17 protein-coding genes are annotated in these 21186 nt (G+C 72.0%); 10 read left to right on the top strand and 7 right to left on the bottom strand.

Translation table 11 applies throughout. The features are described 5' to 3' along the window. The first annotated feature begins 98 nt into the window (after nt 1-98). Nucleotides 99-1298, top strand: coding sequence for a dipeptidase (locus ACSMTC_RS14255; RefSeq protein ID WP_436560062.1), 1200 nt, complete (start codon nt 99-101; stop codon nt 1296-1298). 95 nt (nt 1299-1393) lie between these two features. On the opposite strand, the gene ACSMTC_RS14250 is transcribed toward ACSMTC_RS14255, so the two are convergent. Both ACSMTC_RS14250 and ACSMTC_RS14245 read right to left on the bottom strand, forming a co-directional pair. Continuing rightward, nucleotides 1394-1801, bottom strand: coding sequence for a CoA-binding protein (locus tag ACSMTC_RS14250; protein WP_436560061.1), 408 nt, complete (start codon nt 1799-1801; stop codon nt 1394-1396). A 29-nt stretch (nt 1802-1830) separates the two neighbouring features. Then, nucleotides 1831-3174, bottom strand: coding sequence for a UDP-glucose dehydrogenase family protein (locus ACSMTC_RS14245; protein WP_436560060.1), 1344 nt, complete (start codon nt 3172-3174; stop codon nt 1831-1833). Nucleotides 3175-3399: 225 nt separating this feature from the next. Here ACSMTC_RS14245 and ACSMTC_RS14240 point away from each other — a divergent pair, with 225 nt between their 5' ends. After that, nucleotides 3400-4560: an LCP family protein gene (locus tag ACSMTC_RS14240; protein WP_436560059.1), complete on the top strand. Its 1161-nt coding sequence runs from the start codon at nt 3400-3402 to the stop codon at nt 4558-4560. A 114-nt stretch (nt 4561-4674) separates the two neighbouring features. Further along, complete coding sequence (locus ACSMTC_RS14235; RefSeq protein WP_436560058.1) at nt 4675-5838, top strand: acyl-CoA dehydrogenase family protein; 1164 nt, start codon at nt 4675-4677, stop codon at nt 5836-5838. Nucleotides 5839-5923: 85 nt separating this feature from the next. Here ACSMTC_RS14235 and ACSMTC_RS14230 read toward each other — a convergent pair whose 3' ends face one another. After that, entirely contained in the window at nt 5924-7261 is a 1338-nt protein-coding gene (locus ACSMTC_RS14230; protein ID WP_436560057.1) for an LCP family protein, read from the bottom strand. A 163-nt stretch (nt 7262-7424) separates the two neighbouring features. Between ACSMTC_RS14230 and ACSMTC_RS14225 the strand changes: the two genes are divergently transcribed. From ACSMTC_RS14225 to ACSMTC_RS14210, 4 genes are all read left to right on the top strand, one after another. After that, nucleotides 7425-7511 (top strand): putative leader peptide, encoded by an 87-nt coding sequence (locus tag ACSMTC_RS14225; protein ID WP_436564682.1) that lies wholly within the window; start codon nt 7425-7427, stop codon nt 7509-7511. 178 nt (nt 7512-7689) lie between these two features. Then, complete coding sequence (ssuE, locus tag ACSMTC_RS14220) at nt 7690-8268, top strand: NADPH-dependent FMN reductase (protein WP_436560056.1); 579 nt, start codon at nt 7690-7692, stop codon at nt 8266-8268. A gap of 294 nt (nt 8269-8562) precedes the next feature. Then, nucleotides 8563-9351 (top strand): ABC transporter ATP-binding protein, encoded by a 789-nt coding sequence (locus tag ACSMTC_RS14215; protein WP_436560055.1) that lies wholly within the window; start codon nt 8563-8565, stop codon nt 9349-9351. 13 nt (nt 9352-9364) lie between these two features. Further along, complete coding sequence (locus ACSMTC_RS14210) at nt 9365-11932, top strand: ABC transporter permease (protein WP_436560054.1); 2568 nt, start codon at nt 9365-9367, stop codon at nt 11930-11932. Nucleotides 11933-12067: 135 nt separating this feature from the next. On the opposite strand, the gene ACSMTC_RS14205 is transcribed toward ACSMTC_RS14210, so the two are convergent. Next, complete coding sequence (locus ACSMTC_RS14205) at nt 12068-13744, bottom strand: LCP family protein (RefSeq protein ID WP_436560053.1); 1677 nt, start codon at nt 13742-13744, stop codon at nt 12068-12070. Nucleotides 13745-13919: 175 nt separating this feature from the next. Between ACSMTC_RS14205 and ACSMTC_RS14200 the strand changes: the two genes are divergently transcribed. Together ACSMTC_RS14200 and ACSMTC_RS14195 are read left to right on the top strand one after the other, a co-directional pair. Next, a complete protein-coding gene (locus tag ACSMTC_RS14200; protein WP_436560052.1) occupies nt 13920-14963 on the top strand; it encodes a glycosyltransferase family 2 protein in 1044 nt (347 codons plus the stop codon). Between the two features lie 124 nt (nt 14964-15087). Continuing rightward, on the top strand, nt 15088-15699 hold the full coding sequence (locus ACSMTC_RS14195) for an acyltransferase (RefSeq protein WP_436560051.1): 612 nt from the start codon (nt 15088-15090) through the stop codon (nt 15697-15699). A gap of 31 nt (nt 15700-15730) precedes the next feature. Here ACSMTC_RS14195 and ACSMTC_RS14190 read toward each other — a convergent pair whose 3' ends face one another. The 3 genes from ACSMTC_RS14190 to ACSMTC_RS14180 all read right to left on the bottom strand — a co-directional run bounded on the left by ACSMTC_RS14190 (nt 15731) and on the right by ACSMTC_RS14180 (nt 19886). Next, complete coding sequence (locus tag ACSMTC_RS14190; RefSeq protein WP_436560050.1) at nt 15731-17377, bottom strand: LCP family protein; 1647 nt, start codon at nt 17375-17377, stop codon at nt 15731-15733. A gap of 222 nt (nt 17378-17599) precedes the next feature. Then, entirely contained in the window at nt 17600-19057 is a 1458-nt protein-coding gene (locus ACSMTC_RS14185) for an LCP family protein (protein ID WP_436560049.1), read from the bottom strand. Between the two features lie 37 nt (nt 19058-19094). Next, nucleotides 19095-19886, bottom strand: a complete 792-nt coding sequence (locus tag ACSMTC_RS14180) for a TIGR03089 family protein (RefSeq protein WP_436560048.1) — start codon at nt 19884-19886, stop codon at nt 19095-19097. Nucleotides 19887-19989: 103 nt separating this feature from the next. On the opposite strand from ACSMTC_RS14180, the gene ACSMTC_RS14175 reads away from it, so the two are divergent. Further along, nucleotides 19990-21159, top strand: coding sequence for a peptidoglycan recognition protein family protein (locus ACSMTC_RS14175; protein WP_436560047.1), 1170 nt, complete (start codon nt 19990-19992; stop codon nt 21157-21159). Nucleotides 21160-21186 lie beyond the last annotated feature (27 nt).

The raw sequence follows: 21186 nt of genomic DNA, 5'->3' as shown, positions 1-21186 counted from the left end.
CGGCCGCCGTGCCGGGGGACGGGGGAGGCCCCGAGCCCGGCAGGCGGCTCGGCGGCTCCGGTCCTCGTGGAGCGCCGGAGCGGTATAGAACAGAGGGCATGACTCCTGAGCTGCTCGACCGAGCCCGCGCCCTCCTCCGCGACACCCCGGTGGTGGACGGCCACAACGACCTGCCCTGGGCGATGCGCGCCCAGGTCGGCTACGACCTCGACGCGCTGGACCTGGCCACCGACCAGCGCTCCCGGCTGCACACGGACCTGGACCGGCTCGGTGCGGGCGGGGTCGGCGGACAGTTCTGGTCGGTGTACGTGCGCGGCGACTACGCGGGCGACCAGGCGGTGAGCGCGACCCTGGAACAGATCGACTTCGTCCGCGCGCTGACCGAGCGCTACCCGGACCGGCTGCGGCTCGCGTTCACCGCCGACGGCCTGGAGGCCGCCCGCGCCGAGGGCCGGATCGCCTCGCTGATGGGCGCCGAGGGCGGCCACTCCATCAACTGCTCGCTCGCCACCCTGCGCGCCCTGTACCAGCTGGGCGTCCGCTACATGACGCTCACCCACAACGAGAACGTGCCGTGGGCGGACTCCGCCACCGACGAGCCGGCGGCGGGCGGGCTGACCTCCTTCGGCGAGGAGGTGGTCCGGGAGATGAACCGGCTCGGCATGCTGGTCGACCTCTCGCACGTCTCCGCGGACACCATGCGGGACGCGCTGCGGGTCAGCGAGGCGCCGGTGATCTTCTCGCACTCCTCCTCGCGTGCGGTCTGCGACCACCCGCGCAACATCCCGGACGACGTACTCGCCCAGCTGCCCGCCAACGGCGGCGTGGCGATGGCCACCTTCGTGCCCAAGTTCATCCTGCCCGCCGCCATCGAGTGGACCAGGGCCGCGGACGAGAACATGCGCGCGCACGGCTTCCACCCGCTGGACACCACGCCCGCCGGGATGGCCTGCCAGCACGATTTCGAGGCCGAGCACCCGCGCCCGGTCGCCACCCCCGCCACCGTCGCCGACCACCTCGACCACATGCGGGAGGTCGCGGGCATCGACCACATCGGTCTCGGCGGCGACTTCGACGGGACCGCCTTCCTCCCGGCCGGCCTGGACGACGTCTCCGGCTACCCCAACCTGATCGCCGAACTCCTGCACCGCGGCTGGTCCGAGGCCGACCTCGGGAAGCTGACCTGGCACAACGCCGTCCGTGTGCTGCGCGACGCGGAGTCGGCCGCCGCCGGCCTCCAGCGCACCCGCAAGCCCTCGATCGCCACCATCGCCCAGCTCGACGGAGCGGGCCGCTAGGTCGTCTCCGACGGTTCCCGCCGGGCGTCCGGCGGGAACCGTCGGAGACGCAGCGGGGCACCCTCACGGGCGGAGCCCCGACCGTGAGGGTGCCGTTACAGCAGCGGCAGCTCGATCGCCGGGCAGCGGTTCATCACCATGTCCAGCCCGGCCGCGGTGGTGCGCTCGTACGCCGCCTCGTCGACCACGTCCAGCTGGAACCAGACGGCCTTCGCGCCCACCGCGACCGCCTGGTCGGCGACCTCCCCGGCCAGGCCGGAGTTCACGAACACGTCGACCACGTCGACGGGGAACGGGATCTCGGCGAGCGAGGCGTACCCCTGCTCGCCGAGCACCGTCTCCGCCCTGGGGTGCACCGGCACCACCCGCTTGCCCGCCCGCTGCAGCACCCGGGCCACGCCGTACGCGGCCCGCGCGGTGTTGTTGGACAGCCCGACCACCGCCCAGGTGTCGCCGCCGCCCTGCAGGATCCGGCGGACCGTCGCCTCGTCTCCGTACGTCATGCCTGTCTGCAACGGGCGCGGGGGCCGGCTCATTCCGTGCCCGGCCGCCCCATCGCCCGGTACGTCCATCCGGCGGCGCGCCACTTCGCGCCGTCCAGCACGTTCCGCCCGTCGAGCAGCCGCCGCTCGGCGACCAGCGAGCCCACCTCGGCCGGGTCCAGCTCGCGGAACTCCTGCCACTCGGTCAGGTGCAGCACCACGTGAGCGCCCTCGACGGCCTCCAGCGCGGAGGTGGCGTAGGACAGGCCCGGGAACATCTTCCGGGCGTTGTCCATGGCCTTGGGGTCGTAGACGGTGACCTGGGCGCCCTGGAGCTGGATCTGGCCGGCGACGTTGAGCGCGGGGGAGTCCCGGATGTCGTCCGAGTTGGGCTTGAAGGCGGCGCCGAGGACGGCGACCCGGCGGCCGAGGAAGCCGCCGCCGCACTGCTCGCGGGCCAGTTCGACCATCCGGGAGCGGCGGCGCATGTTGATCGAGTCGACCTCGCGCAGGAAGGTCAGCGCCTGGTCGGCGCCCAGCTCCCCGGCGCGGGCCATGAAGGCGCGGATGTCCTTGGGCAGGCAGCCGCCGCCGAAGCCGAGCCCGGCGCCGAGGAACTTGCCGCCGATCCGGTCGTCGTGGGCGAGCGCCTGGCTGAGCTGGACCACGTCCGCGCCCGCGCTCTCGCAGACCTCGGCCATCGCGTTGATGAAGGAGATCTTGGTGGCCAGGAAGGAGTTGGCGGCGACCTTGACCAGCTCGGCGGTCGGGAAGTCGGTGACCACGAACGGCACGCCCTCGGCGATCGGCGTCGCGTACACCTCGCGCAGCAGCCGCTCGGCCCGCTCGCTGCGTACGCCCGCCACCAGCCGGTTGGGGTGCAGGGTGTCGCCGACCGCGTAGCCCTCGCGCAGGAACTCGGGGTTCCAGGCGAGTTCGGCATCGGCTCCGGCGGGGGCGAGTTCGGCCAGCCGGTCGGCCAGCCGGGCGGCGCTGCCGACCGGGACGGTGGACTTGCCGACCACCAGGGTGGGCCGGGTCAGGTGGGGGGCGAGGGATTCGACGGCGGCGTCCACATAGGACATGTCGGCCGCGAACTCGCCCTTCTTCTGCGGGGTGTTGACACAGATGAAGTGCACGTCGCCGAAGTCGGCCACCTCCTGCGGGGAAGTGGTGAAACGCAGCCGCCCGGTCGAATTCGGCTGCCCCGCAACGTGCTTGAGGAGCAACTCGCCGAGGCCCGGCTCGTACATCGGCACCCGTCCGGCGGACAGCGCGGCGACCTTCTCCGGGTCGATGTCCAGGCCGAGCACCTCGAAGCCGAGCTCCGCCATGCAGGCGGCGTGCGTCGCGCCAAGGTAGCCGGTGCCGATCACCGTGATGCGGAGGGTCACGTGCTTCCCCTTTTGGGTCGGTTCTGCCGGAGCCGTGCGGTCTGCGTCCGGCCGCAGGGGTCGATGGTATCCGGCGGCCCGGGAAGCTCCGCGGCGGTCCGTATCCGGTGGTCGGAGGGGTGAGGCCGCCGGTCGGTAACGATGTGGTTCCCGGCCGGTTGCGGAGCGCCTCGAACTGCCATTCCGATGACGGATATCCATGCGATTGACGGCAGAATGCCCCGCATGAATTCGAAGGACGACATGCCGCCCGAGCCGGCCGCGGAGCAATCCCCCCACCTGAGCCTGTTCAACGACCGGCCCGCCGCTGAGTCCGACGGATCCCGGCTGCCGGAGCCGGCCGCTGCCGGCGGGAAGCGCAAGCGCCGTACCCGGCGGGTGCTGCTCTGGGCGCTGGTGGCGGTGCTGGTGGTGTTCGGCGGCGGGATCGGCGCGCTCTACTGGACGGCGAACCACTACGCGTCCTCGGTGCAGCGCATCCCGAACGCCTTCCCGAGCCTGTCGGCGGACGCGCAGCCGAAGGCCGTCCCGAACAGCGGGACGACCTTCCTGCTGGTCGGCCTGGACGCCCGCTCGGACGTGCCGACCACCGGCGCCGAGGCCAAGGGGCCGGCCTGGAAGGTGGGCGCGGCCCGCAGCGACACCATGATGCTGATGCACATAGCCGCCGACCGTAGGAGCGTGTCGGTGGTCTCGATCGCCCGGGACACCTGGGTGGACATCCCGGGCCACGGCCAGGCGAAGATCAACGCCGCCTACTCCTGGGGTGGTCCGGCGCTGATGATCCAGACCGTGCAGAACCTCACCGGCATCCGGATCGACCACATCGGCGTGATCGACTGGGACGGCTTCCGCTCGCTGACCGACGCGGTCGGCGGTGTGGACATCACCATCCCCAAGACCATCGAGGCGGTCGGCGGCGCCCGCCACTGGGACGCCGGCACCCAGCACATGGACGGGGACACCGCGCTGCAGTACGTGCGCGAGCGCCACGGTCTGCCCAACGGCGACCTGGACCGCACCAAGCGCCAGCAGAACTTCCTGCGCGCCCTGATGAAGCAGACCCTGAGCTCGGGCACCCTCTCCAGCCCGAGCAGGCTCGGCGGCCTGCTGAAGTCGGTGGGCGACGTGGTCAGCGTGGACGACAAGCTGAGCAACAGCGACCTGTACGACCTCGCCTGGAGCATGCGCAACCTGCGGGTGGGCGACGTGAGCTTCATGAACGCGCCCTTCGGCGGCTTCGAGACCGTCAACGGCCAGGCCGCGGTGAAGCTGGACCAGAACGCGGCGGCCCCGCTCTGGGAGGCCATCCGCAACGACCGGATGGACCAGTACCTCACCGAGCACCGCACCACCAGCGACATGCTGGGCGACAGCGTCCGCTGACCGCGCTCCGGGGGGTGTCGCGGACGTCACGTACAGGGTAGGCAGGGAGCGATCCTAGAATTAGGATCAATAGTGCTACTTAACAGTAACTAACACGGTCAAGGGGCGAGGCAGATGGCGGGCAACTCTGGGGCGGACTTCGATCTCTTCCGGCTCAGCGACGAGCACGAGATGCTCCGCGAGGCGGTACGTTCGCTCGCCGAGGCGAAGATCGCCCCGTATGCGGCCGAGGTGGACGAGCAGGGCCGGTTCCCGCAGGAGGCGCTGGACGCGCTGCAGGCCAACGACCTGCACGCGGTCCACGTCCCCACGGAGTACGGCGGCGAGGGCGCGGACGCGCTGGCCACCGTGCTGGTGATCGAGGAGGTCGCCCGGGTCTGCGCCTCCTCCTCGCTGATCCCGGCCGTCAACAAGCTGGGCTCGCTGCCGGTGCAGCTGTCCGGCTCCGAGGAGCTGAAGCAGAAGTACCTGGGCGCCCTGGCGCGCGGCGAGGGCATGTTCTCGTACTGCCTCTCCGAGCCGGACGCCGGCTCGGACGCCGCCGGCATGAAGACCCGCGCCGTGCGTGACGGCGACTTCTGGGTGCTCAACGGCGTGAAGCGCTGGATCACCAACGCGGGCGTCTCCGAGTTCTACACCGTCATGGCGGTGACCGACCCCGAGAAGCGCTCCAAGGGCATTTCGGCCTTCGTGGTCGAGAAGGGCGACGAGGGCGTCTCCTTCGGCGCGCCGGAGAAGAAGCTCGGCATCAAGGGCTCGCCGACCCGCGAGGTCTACCTGGACAACGTCCGGATCCCGGCCGACCGCATGATCGGCGCGGAGGGCACCGGCTTCGCCACCGCGATGAAGACGCTGGACCACACCCGCATCACCATCGCCGCCCAGGCCCTCGGCATCGCCCAGGGCGCCCTCGACTACGCCAAGGGCTACGTCAAGGAGCGCAAGCAGTTCGGCAAGGCCATCGCCGAGTTCCAGGGCGTCCAGTTCATGCTGGCCGACATGGCGATGAAGCTGGAGGCCGCCCGCCAGCTCACCTACGCGGCCGCCGCCAAGTCGCAGCGCCTCGACGCCGACCTGACCTTCTTCGGCGCCGCCGCCAAGTGCTTCGCCTCGGACGTCGCCATGGAGATCACCACCGACGCCGTCCAGCTGCTCGGCGGCTACGGCTACACCCGCGACTACCCGGTCGAGCGCATGATGCGGGACGCGAAGATTACTCAGATCTACGAGGGCACCAACCAGGTCCAGCGGATCGTCATGGCCCGCAACCTGCCGTAGTCACAAGGCAGTCGAAGGGCCCCGCCGGTTCCGGCGGGGCCCTTCGCGTCGCTCCGCGCTCCGAGTCGCCACCGCGCGCCCGGAGTTACTGCTTCACATCGGGGACCGGGGTGTCGTTCTTGAAGGCGTCGAAGACCTCCTTGGACTTCTCCGGGTCCCACTTCAGCGCCGACTCCCCGTCCGGGGCGCGGTAGTTGGCGTTGCCGACCGGCACGGTGACGGTCTTGCCGCTGCCGCTCGAGATGCCCTTCATGGCCAGGAAGAACGAGCCCAGGTCGGTCAGGCCGGTGTCGTTGTCCACGATCAGGGTGCCCAGGCCCGAGCTGATCAGCGGGTAGAGCGTGAACGGGTTGAGCAGGGTGGTCGGCGAGGCGGCCTGCTTGGCCAGTGCGGAGAGGAACTTCTGCTGGTTGCGCATCCGGCCCAGGTCCTGGTCGGCCATCTGGTGCCGCTGCCGGACGAAGGCCAGTGACTGGGTGCCGTTCAGGGTCTGGCAGCCGGCCTTCAGGTTGAGGCCGGAGTCCTGGTCGGAGATGTCCTTGTCGATGCACATGTTCACACCGCCGACCGAGTCCACGATGCCCACGAATCCGGCGAAGCCGATCTCGGCGTAGTGGTCGATGTGGATGCCGGTGTTGGACTCGATCGTCTGCACCAGCAGCTGGCCGCCGCCGTTGTTGAAGGCCGCGTTGATCTTCGAGGTGGTGGCGGGAACGGTCTTGCCGTTCCCGTTGGTGTTCAGGTGCTGCGGGATCGGCACCCAGGAGTCGCGCGGGACGCTCATCAGGGTGTTCCCGTGGTCCCCGATGTGCAGGATCATCATCGAGTCGCTGCGCTTACCGGAGTCGGTACCGGTGTGCATCGCGTCCTTCTGCGCGTCGGAGAGCCCGTCGCGGCTGTCGGAGCCGACGATCAGCCAGTTGGTGCCCTTGCCGGCGGGCGGACGGCCCGGGTACGAGGCCAGGGTGTTCTCGTGGTTGAGCTTGGAGTCGGCCCAGACGTAGGTGCCGACACCGGTCGCCAGCAGCGCGCCGACCACGGCCAGCGCGGTCACCTTGATCTTCCGGCGGCGCGGCCAGCGCGAGTTCGCCGCACCCCCGGACCCCGGCCGGGCCGACGGCGGGACGGCACCCGGCGGAACCGCGCCCGGGGGTATCGGACCCGGGGGTATCGGGCCCGACGGCATGGCACCGGGCGGCACCGCACCGGGCGGCGGCGGGTAGCCGGACTGCGCGCCGTACCCGCCCTGCGCGGGGACGGGCTGCGGCCGGCGGGGCGCGCCCGGCCCGCGCGGGTTGAGCGAGGACGGCAGCGGCGGCTCGGCGGCCGAACCGCCGTCCCCCCGGCCGTAGGAGCCGGCGCCGTTGCCCCGACCGTACGAGCTGCCGCCGCCGCTCGGGCGGTCTTCCTGCCACGTGTTCATGGGGTGAAGGATGCCCCAAAGCCGTGATCGGCAGTGCCATCGGGCCCCCGGGCGGCCCGCTTGTAGCAGATTTGATGCACGTGTCGGATGCTTTCGCCGCATGGTCACCGGCGAGTTCACCCGGTGGGATCAACCTTGACCGGTTCTGACGGCGCGTGTTTGCATGGCGGGCATGGAACAGCGCTGGATTCTCACCCGTCGGCGGCACGTCGACCTGCTGCGGGTGTCCTGTGCGCTGTGTCGTGGCTGACCGCTCGCCACCGTTCGACCCTCGCGCATCCCGCGGCCGCGCCCGGTACCTCCGGCGCCCGGCTGCCCCGCGTCCTGCCGACCGCCGCCCGCCCGGCTGCCCGGACCCCCACGGTCCGGACGGCTCGGGCCGGCGTTCCCGCGCGGTCCTCACCGCGCCCAGTCCCGAGGTGAATTCCATGGCCACCGTCCTGTCCGTCTCCGGTTCCCCCTCCCCGACCTCGCGCACCACCCGCCTGCTGCGCCACGTCGACGCCCGGCTCACCGCCCACGGTCACCGGGTGGTCCCGTTCGAGGTCCGCAGCCTCCCGGCCGAGGCACTGCTCACCGCCGACACCTCGCACCCCGAACTGGCCCGAGCCCTGGAGCTGTTCGCGCAGGCCGACGGAGTGGTGATCGGCACACCGGTCTACAAGGCCGCGTACTCGGGCCTGTTGAAGACCCTGCTGGACGTTCTGCCCCAGTACGCCCTGGCGGGCAAGACCGTGCTGCCGCTGGCCACCGGTGGATCGGCCGCCCACGTCCTGGCGGTGGACTACGCGCTGCGCCCGGTGCTCGCCTCGATGGGGGCCGGGCACATCACCCAGGGCTGGTTCGTGCTGGACCGGCACATCGTCCTCCGAGAGGACGGCGGCACCGAGATCGAGCACGAGACGGACGTCCTGCTCACCCCGGTGGTGGACGCCTTCGCCGCCGCCCTGACCCGGCACACCGGTTCCGCCCGGGATACCAGCCCCAGGCCGGCCCTGGCGGGTTGACCCGGAGAGGTCCCGGACAACCCCGAGACGGATGGCGGGGTCCCCTAGGGGTGGGGGCCCCGTATCCCGTACAGCGGAGGTCGTCGGGCTTCCTCCCGGCGTATGACGATCCGGCTGCCGGGGGCTCCTAACGTGGTGCTTACTCACCCGTTCACCCGGTCGGCGGTAAGGCCGGCCGCAGGTCGAGGGTGGGGCAAACCCGAGGATGAAGACGGAAGTCCGCACCATGTCGGCGGGCGGGTGATCTGCGTCAGGCTCGGGGCGACGGACGGACCACGGATCTAGGAGACCCCAGTGACGACGGCAGCGACAGCCGTACAGGACCTTCGCCTCCCCGGCGGCGACAGCGCTCCGGCAGCCTGCGCACGACAGTTGACCAAGGCGTACGGCGCGGGGGAGACCAGGGTCACGGCACTCGACTCGGTGGACGTGGACATCCAGCGCGGCCGGTTCACCGCGATCATGGGGCCGTCGGGGTCGGGCAAGTCGACCCTGATGCACTGCCTGGCAGGCCTGGACACCGTCTCGTCCGGCCGGATCTGGGTCGGCGACACCGAGATCACCGGTCTGAAGGACAAGCAGCTCACCCGGCTGCGCCGGGACAAGATCGGCTTCATCTTCCAGGCGTTCAACCTGCTCCCCACGCTCAACGCGCTGGAGAACATCACCCTCCCGATGGACATCGCCGGCCGCAGACCCGACCAGGCCTGGCTGGACCAGGTGATTGACACCGTCGGTCTGGCCGGGCGGCTGAAGCACCGTCCGACCCAGCTCTCCGGCGGCCAGCAGCAGCGCGTCGCGGTGGCCAGGGCGCTGGCCGCCCGTCCCGAGATCATCTTCGGGGACGAGCCGACCGGGAACCTCGACTCCCGCTCCGGCGCCGAGGTGCTGACCTTCCTGCGCCGCTCGGTGGACGAGCTCGGCCAGACCATCGTCATGGTCACCCATGATCCGGTCGCCGCCTCCTACGCGGACCGGGTGCTCTTCCTCGCCGACGGCGTGATCGTCGACGAGATGCACGCACCCACCGCCGACTCCGTCCTCGCCCGCATGCGCCGCTTCGACGGCAAGCGCACCAGCTGAGGGGCGCGATCCGATGCTGCTCAAGACCTCACTGCGGAGCTTCCTCGCCCACAAGGGGCGGATGGCGCTCTCCCTGGTCGCCGTGGTGCTCTCGGTCGCCTTCGTCTCCGGCACGCTGGTCTTCTCCAACACCGCCACCTCGACCTTCGACAAGCTCTTCGCCTCCACCGCCTCCGACGTCTCCATCCGCCCGCACAGCGACAGGACCACCGACCAGCAGGTCCGCGGCCAGGTCAGGACGGTCCCGGTCGACACGGTGGAGAAGGTCTCGGGGCTGCCCGGGGTCAGGTCCGCCGTCGGCGACGTCCTCGTGTCGAACGCCGTCCTGGTCGACCCGGCCACCAACAAGCCGGTCGGTCCCACCACCGGCGCCCCGACCCTCACCGGCAACTGGACCGAGACCCCGCGCCCGTCCCTGGAGCTCACCTCCGGCCACGCCCCCCAGGGCTCCGGCCAGGTCCTGCTGGACGCCGACACCGCCAGGAAGGCCGGTCTGGGCATCGGCAGCCGGCTCCGCCTGATCACCGCGTCCGGCGACCACGACCTCAAGATCTCCGGCATCGCCACCTTCAGGACCACCAACCCCGGTGCGGCACTCGCCTTCCTGGACACCCCGACCGCCCAGAAGCTGCTGCTCGGCGGAGCCACCGCCTACACCTCGGTCGAACTCTTCGGTGACGGCAGCCGCGGCAACGACGACCTCAAGGCCGAGGCCGCCACCGCCGTCGGCACCGGCCTCGACCTGAAGACCGCGGCCGAGCAGAAGGCGGAGAACGTCAAGGGCATCGGCTCCTTCCTCGACTTCATGAAGTACGCCATGCTCGGCTTCGCCGGGATCTCCCTGCTGGTCGGCGGCTTCCTGATCATCAACACCTTCTCCATGCTGGTGGCCCAGCGCACCCGCGAGATCGGCCTGATGCGCGCCATCGGCGGCAGCCGGGCCCAGGTCAACGCCTCAGTACTTCTCGAGGCGCTGATCCTCGCGGTGCTCGGCTCCACCCTCGGCCTGTTCGGCGGCATCGGCCTGGCCACGCTGCTGATCCGGCTGATGGGCGCGGTCGGGATGAACCTGACCTCGGCCGGCCTGGAGGTCGGCGCCTCCGTACCGATCGCCTCCTACACGGTCGGCATCCTGATCACCGTGCTGGCGGCCTTCGTACCGGCCCGCCGGGCCGGGAGGACCTCCCCGATGTCCGCCCTGCGCGACCACGGCACGCCGAGCGAGGCCAGGGCCAACCGGATCCGGGCCGCGGTCGGCCTGGTGCTGACGGCCGGCGGCGCGGCCCTGCTGGTGGCGGCGGCCCAGGCGGGCAAGGCCGCCACCGGCGGCGCGCTCCTCGGCCTGGGCGTGGTGCTGACCCTGGTCGGCTTCGTGGTCACCGGCCCGCTGCTCGCCAGCGGCCTGGTCCGGGTGCTCGGCGCGGCCCTGCCCGCCCTCTTCGGCCCGGCCGGCCGCCTCGCCCAGCGGAACGCGATACGCAACCCCCGCCGCACCGGGGCCACCGCCGCGGCGCTGATGATCGGACTGGCACTGGTCGTCGGAGCCTCGGTCTTCACCTCCTCGATGGTCAGCTCGACCAACGAGCAGATCGACAAGAGCGTCGGCGCGGACTACATCGTGGACGGCGGCCGGACCGGGCTCACCCCGGCCATGCTGAGCGCCGCGAAGTCCGTCAAGGGCCTCGACCACCTCACCGAGCAGAAGACCGTCGCCGCCGGCCTCACCCTGCCGGACGGCAGCAGCAGCGAGGCCCAGCTGACGGCCGTCTCGCCGACCTTCGTCGACGACTTCCGCCTCCCCGTCAAGGCCGGTTCGGCCACGGCGATCACCGGCGGCGGCATCTCGGTGGACGAGGCCTTCGCCACCGACCACCACCTCTCGGTCGGTGACAAGCTCACCGTCGACTACGGCCGGGGCCGCACCCAGAGCCTCGAAATCGGCCTGATCACCGCCAAGGGCAACTCGCTGTTCGACGGCAACTTCTTCACCGGCATCGACACCGTCGCCAAGGCCGTCCCGGCCGGAGAACTCCCGCAGGACGCCGCGCTGTACGGCAAGGCCGAGGCCGGTGCCGACAAGGCCAAGGTGCTCGACGCGCTGCAGGAGTCCCTCAAGGCGTACCCGCAGCTGATCGTGAAGGACCAGGCCGGGTACAAGAAGATCGTCCAGGACCAGGTCAACTCCCTGCTCTACATGGTCATCGGGCTGCTTCTCCTCGCCATCGTGGTCGCCGTCCTCGGTGTGGTGAACACCCTGGCCCTCTCGGTGGTCGAGCGGACCCGCGAGATCGGCCTGCTCCGGGCGATCGGCCTGTCCCGCCGTCAGCTGCGCCGGATGATCCGGCTGGAGTCGGTGGTCATCGCGGTCTTCGGCGCCGTGCTCGGCACCGGCCTCGGCCTCGGCTGGGGCGTCACCGCCCAGCGGGTCCTCTCCACCAAGGGCCTGAACACCCTGGCCGTCCCGACCGGCACCATCGTCGAGGTCCTGCTGGCCTCGGCCGTGATCGGCCTGCTGGCCGCGGTCCTCCCGGCCTTCCGGGCCGGCCGGATGAACGTGCTCGCGGCGATCGCCACGGACTGACCGCACAGCGACCGGCCGACCAGGCCGGATCGGGGGAAAGGGTGGCCGGGTGCACGAGCACCCGGCCACCCGTTGTGCCACCGCGGCCCTCGGTGCCCGCTGAGCAGCCCGGGCCCACAACCGGCCCGGGCTCCCTCACCGGCACCCGATCTCGCTCCCCGGGGTGGCCGAGACCACCGGAACGGGTGTGTCCTGCCGCGGCCTGGAGAGCGACGGTGACCTGGAGAGCGACGGTGACCTGGAGAACGACGCTGACCGCGAGGACGACGACGGATCAGGCGTCGGGTCCGCCGTCGAACCGGGCAGCGCCGTGACCCCCAGGTAGTCACCGCCCGCCACCACCTGGAGGGTGGCACCCAGCCCCGGCACCCGCACCAGCTGCGCTGCGGGCAGTGCGGCCGCGACCGTCCGCACCGACTCGTCCCACCGCGGGTCGTATCTGACGACCGTCCTCGCCGCGCTGCCGCCGCCCTCGGCGTTGGCCGGCGTCCCGGTGGTGGCGAAGCCGAGCTTGCGCAGATCCCCGTCCACCCGCGCGCCGAGCCCGGGCACCCCGGCGCCGTTGAGCACCTGGACCCGGATCTGCCCGGGCGGCACGCTCAGCCCGGAAGCGGCGGAGGCGGGCGTACCGGGCGAGGGGGAGGGCGAGGGGGAGGGCGCGTGTGAGGGCGAGGACGAGGGTGAGGTGGAGGGCTCCGGGTGCTCGGTGAGCGGACGCCCCTCCCGTACCGCGTCGAACAGCGCCTTGGCCGCCCGCTGGTCCCACAGCACGGTCGAGCCCCAGCCGCCGACCTGGTGGTCCACCACGGCGAGCGGGACGGTCGCGAAGTCCGTGTTGGCCGCCGAGAGATCCTTCAACCGGGCGGCCAGGGCGAGCAGTTCCTCTCCGGAGAGCCCCTTGTCGACCTTGACCGAGCTGAGCACGCTGTCCACCACCCGGCCGAGCCGCCCCGGGTTGAGCAGAGTTCCGGTGTCGGTGGCCTGCCTCAACAGCTGGGCCAGCAGGCGCTGTTGGCGCTGCATCCGGCCGAGGTCCGAGCTGCCGTCCACGTGCCGGGCGCGGACGTACCTGAGCGCGCCGACGCCGTCCAGCCTGGTCCGCCCGGCGGGCAGGTCCAGGCCCGAGAACTCGTCCTTCAGCGGTTTCGCGGTGCACACCTCGACCCCGCCCAGCGCGTCCACGGCGGCGACGAAGCCGAGGAAGTCCGCCTGCAGGTAGTGGTCGATCCGCAGGCCGGTGGCCTGTTCCACGGTACGGACGGCGAGCGGTGCGCCGCCCATCCCGAAGGCCGCGTTGATCTTGCCCTTGGCGGCCGGCACCCTCCGGTGGGTGGCCGGGTCCAGGTGGGCCGGGATCGTCACATAGGAGTCGCGGGGGATGCTGACCACGCTGGCCCGGCCGCCGTCCTTGGCGAGCTGAACGAGCATCATGGCGTCGCTGCAGCGGCAGCCCTCGCCGCCCGCGTGCAGCACGTTCTTGAGGGTGGCCTCCGGGATGCCGTCCCGGTTGTCGGTCCCGACCACCAGGATGGTGGTGCCCCCGTCGTCCTCGGGGCGGTCGTCGGCCCCGGCGAAGGCGTCCACCCGGTCGATCGAGCCGCCGACGCCGTTGAGCACCGCCCACCCGGTACCCGAGGTGGCCAGCACCGAGGCCGCCACCGATCCGGCCAGCCAGAGCCCCGCCCGGCGCCGACCGCCTCCGGACGCGGCACCGGCCCTGGACGCGGCACCGGCCCTGGACGTGGAAGCGGCCCCGGTCCTGGCGGCGGCCGCACCGGAGGAAGTACGGGGTCGAGGGGGCAAGGAGGCCATCTCTCGGATGGTAGGCGCGCCACCACGGGCCCGGTCGGGGGCGCGCCGGGACGGGCGGGCCGTGCGGCGGAACGTTCCGCCAAGGCACCGCTGGTCGGCAAGGGCCCAACGGGATGATCGTCCAGGCCCACCCGAATCTGACAACGCAGGTCGGCCGCCGGTACGGTTGGCCACGATGAACACCAAGGCTGCTGAGGAGCTGCCGGCGGTCTCCGTGATCATGCCGGTGCTCAACGAGGAACGTCACCTGCGCACCGCCGTCCGGCGCATCCTGGAGCAGGACTACTCCGGCGATCTGGAGGTGGTGATCGCACTCGGTCCCTCCTCCGACCGTACCGACGAGATCGCCGCCGAACTGGTCGCCGAGGACCCCCGGGTCCGTACCGTGCCCAACCCCACCGGCCGCACCCCCGCAGGCCTGAACGCGGCGATCCGCGGCTCCCGCCACCCGATAGTGGTGCGCGTGGACGGCCACGGCCTGCTCACCCCCGGGTACATCGCCACCGCCGTGCGCCTGCTCGGCGAGATGGACGCGGCCAACGTCGGCGGCATCATGCACGCCGAGGGCGAGACCGAGTGGGAGAACGCGGTCGCCGCCGCCATGACCTCCAAGATCGGGGTCGGCAACGCGGCCTTCCACACCGGCGGCCTGGCCGGCCCGGCGGACACCGTCTACCTCGGCGTCTTCCGCCGCGAGGTGCTGGAGAAGCAGGGCGGCTACAACGAGGAGTTCATCCGCGCCCAGGACTGGGAGCTCAACTACCGCATCCGCCAGGACGGCGGGCTGATCTGGTTCACCCCGCAGCTGCGGGTGACCTACCGGCCGCGGCCCAGCGTGCGGGCGCTCGCCAAGCAGTACAAGGACTACGGCCGCTGGCGCCGGGTGGTCACCCGGTACCACCGGGGCTCGGTCAACCTGCGCTACCTGGCGCCGCCGGCCGCGCTGGCCGGTGTGGTCGCCGGCCTGGTGCTCGGGGCCGCCGTGCACCCCGCCTTCCTGGTCGTGCCCGGCGGCTACCTGCTGGGCATACTCGGCGGCTCGGTGGTAGAGGGACGCGGACTCTCCGCCAGGGCCCGCATCCAGCTGCCGGTGGCACTCGCCACCATGCACATGAGCTGGGGCTTCGGCTTCCTCACCTCCCCGCGCTCGCTGGCCCGCCGGGTCATCGGCAGCAAGCGTCCGACCCCGATGAACACCAGCGCCGCCAACCCCAACTAGCGGTCACCGCCGAGGGGCGCGGGGCCCGGTCCGATCAGGCCGGTCACCGCGCCCCTCGGCGTCCGTCCGGCGAAGTACCCGATAACGCCGCGCCGCCCGGCCGCAGGCCGCTATGTTCGGCGGCATGGCGATTTCCGACGGAGCATCGGCGCGTATCGAGCCCAGCGCCGACGTGGACGAGCGGGCCGTGATCGGCCCCGGCAGTACGGTGTGGCATCTGGCGCAGGTCCGCGAAGGGGCCGAGATCGGTGCCGACTGCATCATCGGACGCGGCGCCTACGTCGGCCCGGGCGTACGGATCGGCGACCGGGTCAAGCTGCAGAACCACGCTCTGGTCTACGAGCCCGCAGTGGTCGAGGACGGTGTCTTCGTCGGTCCCGCCGCGGTGCTGACCAACGACATGTACCCGCGCTCGGTGGACCCGGACGGGAGGCTGAAGCGCGGTGCGGACTGGCACGCCCAGGGGGTGACGCTCCGCCAGGGGTGCTCGGTCGGCGGCCGGGCGGTACTGGTCGCCGGGGTGACGGTGGGCCGTTGGGCGCTGGTGGCCGCCGGTGCGGTGGTGCACCGGGACGTCCCGGACTTCGCCCTGGTGGCCGGCGTCCCGGCGCGCCGGATCAAGTGGGTCGGCCGCGCCGGTGAACCGCTCACCGACGCCGGCGGCGGACGCTGGCGCTGTCCGCGCACCGGCGAGGAGTACGTCGAGACCGACGGGGTGCTGACCGAAGCCCGGTGACGCCCCGGTCCGGCGCCCCTTCCGGCAGGTCTCAGTAGGTGTAGATGCCGCCCTGCGGGTTGACGGTCATGCAGTTCTTGTCGTCGTCCGCCGTGGTGCTCTCCACCGACTTCGGCAGCCTGGTCGGCGCGGCCTTCGCACCGCCCGAGGCCGGGTAGCCGGTCCCGCTGGTCCAGTCGGAACCGATCACCAGGCTGAGGGTCTTGCCGCTGCCGGACTCGGTGAGCGCGCTCTCGGGCAGGCCGAGCGCCGCGGCGATCGCATGGGCCTGGGCGCTGTGGCCGCTGCCGTAGGTGAGCTGGGTGCTCTCCTGCGCGTCGCCGTTGTCGGTCGTAGCCGCCCTGCCGAAACCCGCGTCGACCAGGGCGTTCTTGATTTCGGTGGCCCGGCCGGCCGCCCCGGAGGCGTTCTGGACGGTGACCGCGACCGTGCTCTTGTCGACCTCCCGGGCCGGAGCGGCGGCCGTGGTGCCGCTGGGCGAGGGGCTGGCGGACGCACCGGCCGAGGGGTCGGCGGACGCACCGCCGGAGGCGCCCCCGGCGGCCTTCAGGGACTTGCCGTCGAGCGGGACGTCGGCCAGCAGCATCTTCCAGATCTGCGCGGCGTCCGGGTTGAGCACCAGCCGGTTCTCGTCGGTCGGGGCGGTGTCCACCGGCACGGTCAGGGTGGTGATCCGCTCGGTGGGAACGGCCTTGAGGTCGTTGCCGAGGTCGTAGAGCTTCTTGATGTCGGCGATCGGCTTGTCCACCTGGATCGACTTGGTGGCGGCCTCGGCCAGCGACATCAGCTGGCCGGGGTCGCTGAGCGAGCCGCTCTTCTTCAACTGGCGGATCATCGCGCTGAGGTAGAGGTGCTGCGCCTTGGTCCGGCCGATGTCGTCGCCCCAGGCGTCGCGGGTGCGCAGCCACTGGAGGGCCTGCTCGCCCTTGACGTAGGTGGTGCCCTTGGGCAGCTTGAGGCCGGTGCCGCCGATGCCGGGCTGGTAGCGGTCGTAGACGTTCATGTTGACGCAGACCGGGACCCCGCCGACCGCGTCGGCCATGTTCGCCACGCCCGCGAAGTCGACCATCATGTAGTGGTCGATCTCCAGACCGGTCAGCTTGATCCAGGTGCCCACCAGGCAGCCGGGGCCGCCGTTGGGCAGCGCCTCGTTGATCATCGCGTGCTTCATGGCGCGGTAGGTGGTCTTGCCGTCCTCGCTGTGGCAGGTCGGGATGTCCACCAGGGTGTCGCGGGGGATGCTGATCAGCGAGGCGTTGCTGCGGTCGGCCGAGACGTGCAGCAGCATCTGGGTGTCCGCCAGGCCCGGCCGGTTGGCGTCGTCGGCCGACCCGCCGAGTGCGATGTCGGCGGCCGAGCCGCGGCTGTCGGTGCCTATCAGCAGGATGTTCAGCGGGGTCTGGCCGGCCGCGTTGGGCGCGGTCTTGGCGCCCTTGGCATCGCTGAGGTTCTTGCTGCCGGACTGGATGTTGTCGTTGAGGTGCTGGTAGTAGAAGTACGCGGCACCGCAGCCCGCCACCAGGGTCAGTCCGAGGACGGCCGCGGTGACGGGTATCCAGCGGCGTCTGCGCTTGCCCCCACCGGGCTCGGCCTCCTGTCGGGCGGTGGTCCGCTCGCCCAGCCCGGGTATGCCGGAGTCGTCCGAAGGCTCGCCGGACACCGGCTGGACGTTGGTCATTGGCTGGTCAGCCGCCTCTCGTGAATCGGGCCCCCGTCGGCCGCCCCACGGGAACCTACCTGACATCACGAGCTGCGCTGAATTCTGTTACATGATCAGAACTTCGCCCTTGGGCGTGCTTGACCACGGGTAGGACGATGGGTCACCCGGCGAATACCTTCGGTCGCGTTTTCCGTGCCCTTCGCACTCCGAAAAGGCTGCCCCGCCGGATCCGCCGGGGTGTCAGTGCATGCTGCACAGGTCCAGGTCGGCGGTGTTGCCCCGCAGGGTCGGACCGGTGTCGGGGGCGGCACTGCCCGAGGCCGACGGTCTGCCGGAGGAACTGGGCGGCGTGAAGGGCGAGTTGCCTGCCGCGGGGCTCGCGCTCGCATCGGTGTCGGTCTCGTCCCTGCCGCCCCCGATGAGGTTCGCGCCGGGGGTTACCGGGGCGCTCGCAAGGGCGCTCGCGCCGGGGTTCAGCTCGAATTCCTCGCCGGGGCTTGGGAGCGGGCTCGCGCTGTTGCCGGGAGAGCCGCCGCCCGGTGTCGCCGTGGCGCCGGCGGAGGCGGTGGCACCGGAGGCCGGGGCGGTGGCCGTGGGTGCGGGTGCGTCAGGGGCCACCGCGACCAGCCGGTCGGCCCGCAGCGCCGCGAACAGCTGGTCGGCCTGCGGCTGGACGAACTGGTCCCGGTCCGAGTTCCCCGGGTACGGCCGGCGCGGGGTGGTCAGGAGCACCATGTTCTCCGGCGGGATGCCGCGCAGCTCCTCCGCCAGGTCGTAGAGCGAGCTCAGCTTGCTCAGCCCGGGGTCGGCGGTGATCGCGGAGGTCGCGGCGTCCAGCAGCGGCCAGAGCCGGACCGGGTTGAGCAGTACGTTCTGGGACTGGACCTTGCGCACCAGCGAGGCCAGGAACTGCTGCTGGCGCCCCATCCGCTCGGTGTCGCTGCCGTTGCCCAGGGTCTCCCTGACCCGGACGTAGCCCAGCGCCTCCTCGCCGTGCAGGGTCTGCCGCCCGGCGGGCAGGTCCAGTCTGGCGTCGCGGTCGTGGACGGGCTTGGAGACGCAGACGTCCACCCCGTCCACCGCGTCCACCATCTTCTTGAAGCCGGTGAAGTCCAGGATCAGGTGGTGGTCGATCCGGATCCCGCTGAACTTCTCCACGGCCCGGATGGTGCAGGCCGCCCCGCCCAGTTCGAAGGCCCAGTTGAACTGCATGAGCCGGGTGGCCGAGCGGGTGCCGTCAGGCAGCTGGCAGGGCGGCACGGTCACCATCGCGTCGCGCGGGATGCTCACCGCCGCGGCGTGCCGCCGGTCGCCCGAGAGGTGCAGCAGGATCGTGGTGTCCGAGCGCTGCCCGCCGTCCGAGCCCGGCGTGCCGTCGGACCCGTACTCGGCGTTGGCGCCGGCCCGGGAGTCGCTGCCGATCAGCAGCACGTTCAGCGCCTTCCCGGCCCGGGCGTCCCGGCCGGGCCGGTTGGACTCGTCGTTCCACAGCCGGCGCCCGGTGACGTCGTCGGTCCCGATGTTCCCGTCGAGCTTGCGGTACGCCAGCCAGGCCAGGGCGCCCGCGGTGAGCAGCAGGAAGGCCAGGGCACCGGCCAGGACCTGCAGAAATCGGCGGCGCCCCCCGCCTTTCGAGGTCGGGGGGCGCTTGCCGGGGCCGTTCGCGCTGGAGTCGTCCCTCGGGTCATCCGCTGCCATGTCGGGGATGCCTACCCCCGGGGTCAGGTGGGCCGGGTCAGCCCAGTCGCAGAGTCACCCGTTCGGATTCGATCCGCTTGTCCCACTGCTCGGGGGTCAGCTCGTCGGAGTTCCGGCAGAGCACCACCGAGGCGCCGGCCGCCAGCGGGGCCAGCAGCCCGGCCTCCAGGCCGGCCCAGTCCTGGTACGAGAGGGTGCTGAGCACCCGGCTGCCGGTGCCGAGGCCGAGCCGCAGCGCGCCCTCGCGGGCGAGCTGGACGGTCTGCTCACCGGTCAGCCTGAGCGGCAGGCCGTCCACGGTGGTCTCCAGCGCCGGGCTCTCCGGGTCGACGGGGGAGTACGGGGCGAAGCGGTCGCCCTGTCCGGGCACCTCGGCGGCGTAGTCGAGGAAGCCGTCCGGACGCTGCGGGAAGCGGCCGCCCAGCGGGCGCAGCGCGAGGGCGACCCGTTCACCCTCACAGGTCTGGGCGGACTCCAGGCCGTCCGGGCCGCTGATGACCAGGTCGGCGGCGGCCGGGTCGCCGCCGGGCACCGCGCTGACACCGACCGACCAGCAGGCGAGGAGCCAGACGGCGCTCTGCCAGTGCGCGGGCAGCAGCAGGGCGGCCCGGTCGCCGGGCTGGGCGTTGAGTTCGTCCTGGAGCAGGTTGGCGGTCTTGGCCACCCAGTTGTCGAAGGTCTTGGCGGAGAGCTCGACTCTCTCGCCGGTGGCGTCGTCGTAGAAGGTGACCAGGGGACGGGAGGGATCCGCATCGGGGGCCCCTGCGCGCAGGTAAGCGTGCAGCAGCTCAGCGGGGGTGCGGGCGTCGGCAGCGAAAGGCGCAGTCATGGTGCCGTCCAGCCTACGACCTCTCCGGAAGCCTCCGGGAGGGAGGCCGCGCCCTCACCCGGTGGCATGGCGTCAGAAGTGATTTGCCGCCAATATCCCCTTTATGCGTATCTCTCTCTTAGCCGCCCTCGGTGCGACCGCCGCCGCCCTGCTCGCTCCGACCGCCGTCGCGGGTCCGGCAACGGCCCGGCCGGACTCGGGGAGCACCACCACCCTGCCACTGGAGCCGCCCGGGCCGGGGTCGGAACACCGGCGCGGGACGGCGGCCGGGCCCCGGTCGGCGCAGTCGTCCGCAGCAGGCGAGACGCGCGAGATCCAGTCCCGTGGCACCGGGTCCTTCGCCCTGGTCGGTGTCAGCTGGGACGATCCGCGGCTCACCCTTTCGGGTAGCGTCGAGGTCCGTACCCACAGCGCGGCGACCGGCGGGTGGAGCGACTGGCACCGGCTCACCGCCGAGTCGGAGGACGGCCCCGACCCCGACGAGCACTCCAGGCGGGGCGCCACCGCGCCGCTCTGGGTCGGCCCCAGCGACGGCATCGCGGTCCGGGCCACCGCCCCGGGCGGCCGGCTGCCGGCCGGACTGCGGGTCGAACTCGTCGACCCCGGAGCCGATCCCGCGGACCAGCCCGCGGCGGGAACGCCCGGCCCGCTCGGGCGGGAGGCCGACGGCGCACCCCGCCCCGGGATCGTCACCCGCTCCGGCTGGGGCGCCGACGAGTCGCTGCGCCCACCCGGCCACGTCTACACGGGCAGTGTCCGGGTGGTCTTCGTCCACCACACCGACACCGCCAACGGGTACACCTGCGCGGACTCCCCGAAGCTGATCCGCGCGGTGTACCGGTACCACGTGAAGACCAACGGCTGGCGCGACATCGGCTACAACTTCCTGGTCGACAAGTGCGGCACCGTCTACGAGGGCCGCGCGGGCGGGGCCGACCGGCCGGTCCTCGGCGCGCACACGCTCGGCTTCAACGCCGACAGCGCCGGGGTCGCCGCGATCGGCACCTACAGCGACCACGCCGTTCCGCGGGACCAGCAGGACGGCATCGCCAGGATCGCCGCCTGGAAGCTCGGCCTCGCCGGCATCGACGCCAGGGGCACCGCCACCCTGGTCTCCGCCTCCGGCAACAGCCGCTACCCCAAGGGCAGGACCGTCCGCTTCAACACCGTCTCCGGCCACCGCGACGCCTTCGTCACCGACTGCCCCGGAGACGAGCTCTACGCCCGCCTTCCCGCCATCCGGTCGGCCGCCGCCCGCCTCCAGGGCAGGTGATCACCCGCTGCTCCCACGGCCGCCCCC

This window comes from Kitasatospora sp. HPM-01-4, assembly GCF_051374625.1.
In the GTDB taxonomy this organism is placed as follows: domain Bacteria; phylum Actinomycetota; class Actinomycetes; order Streptomycetales; family Streptomycetaceae; genus Kitasatospora.
The sequence above is the reverse complement of the archived record's forward strand: the minus strand, read 5'-3'. Positions and strand labels throughout refer to the sequence as shown.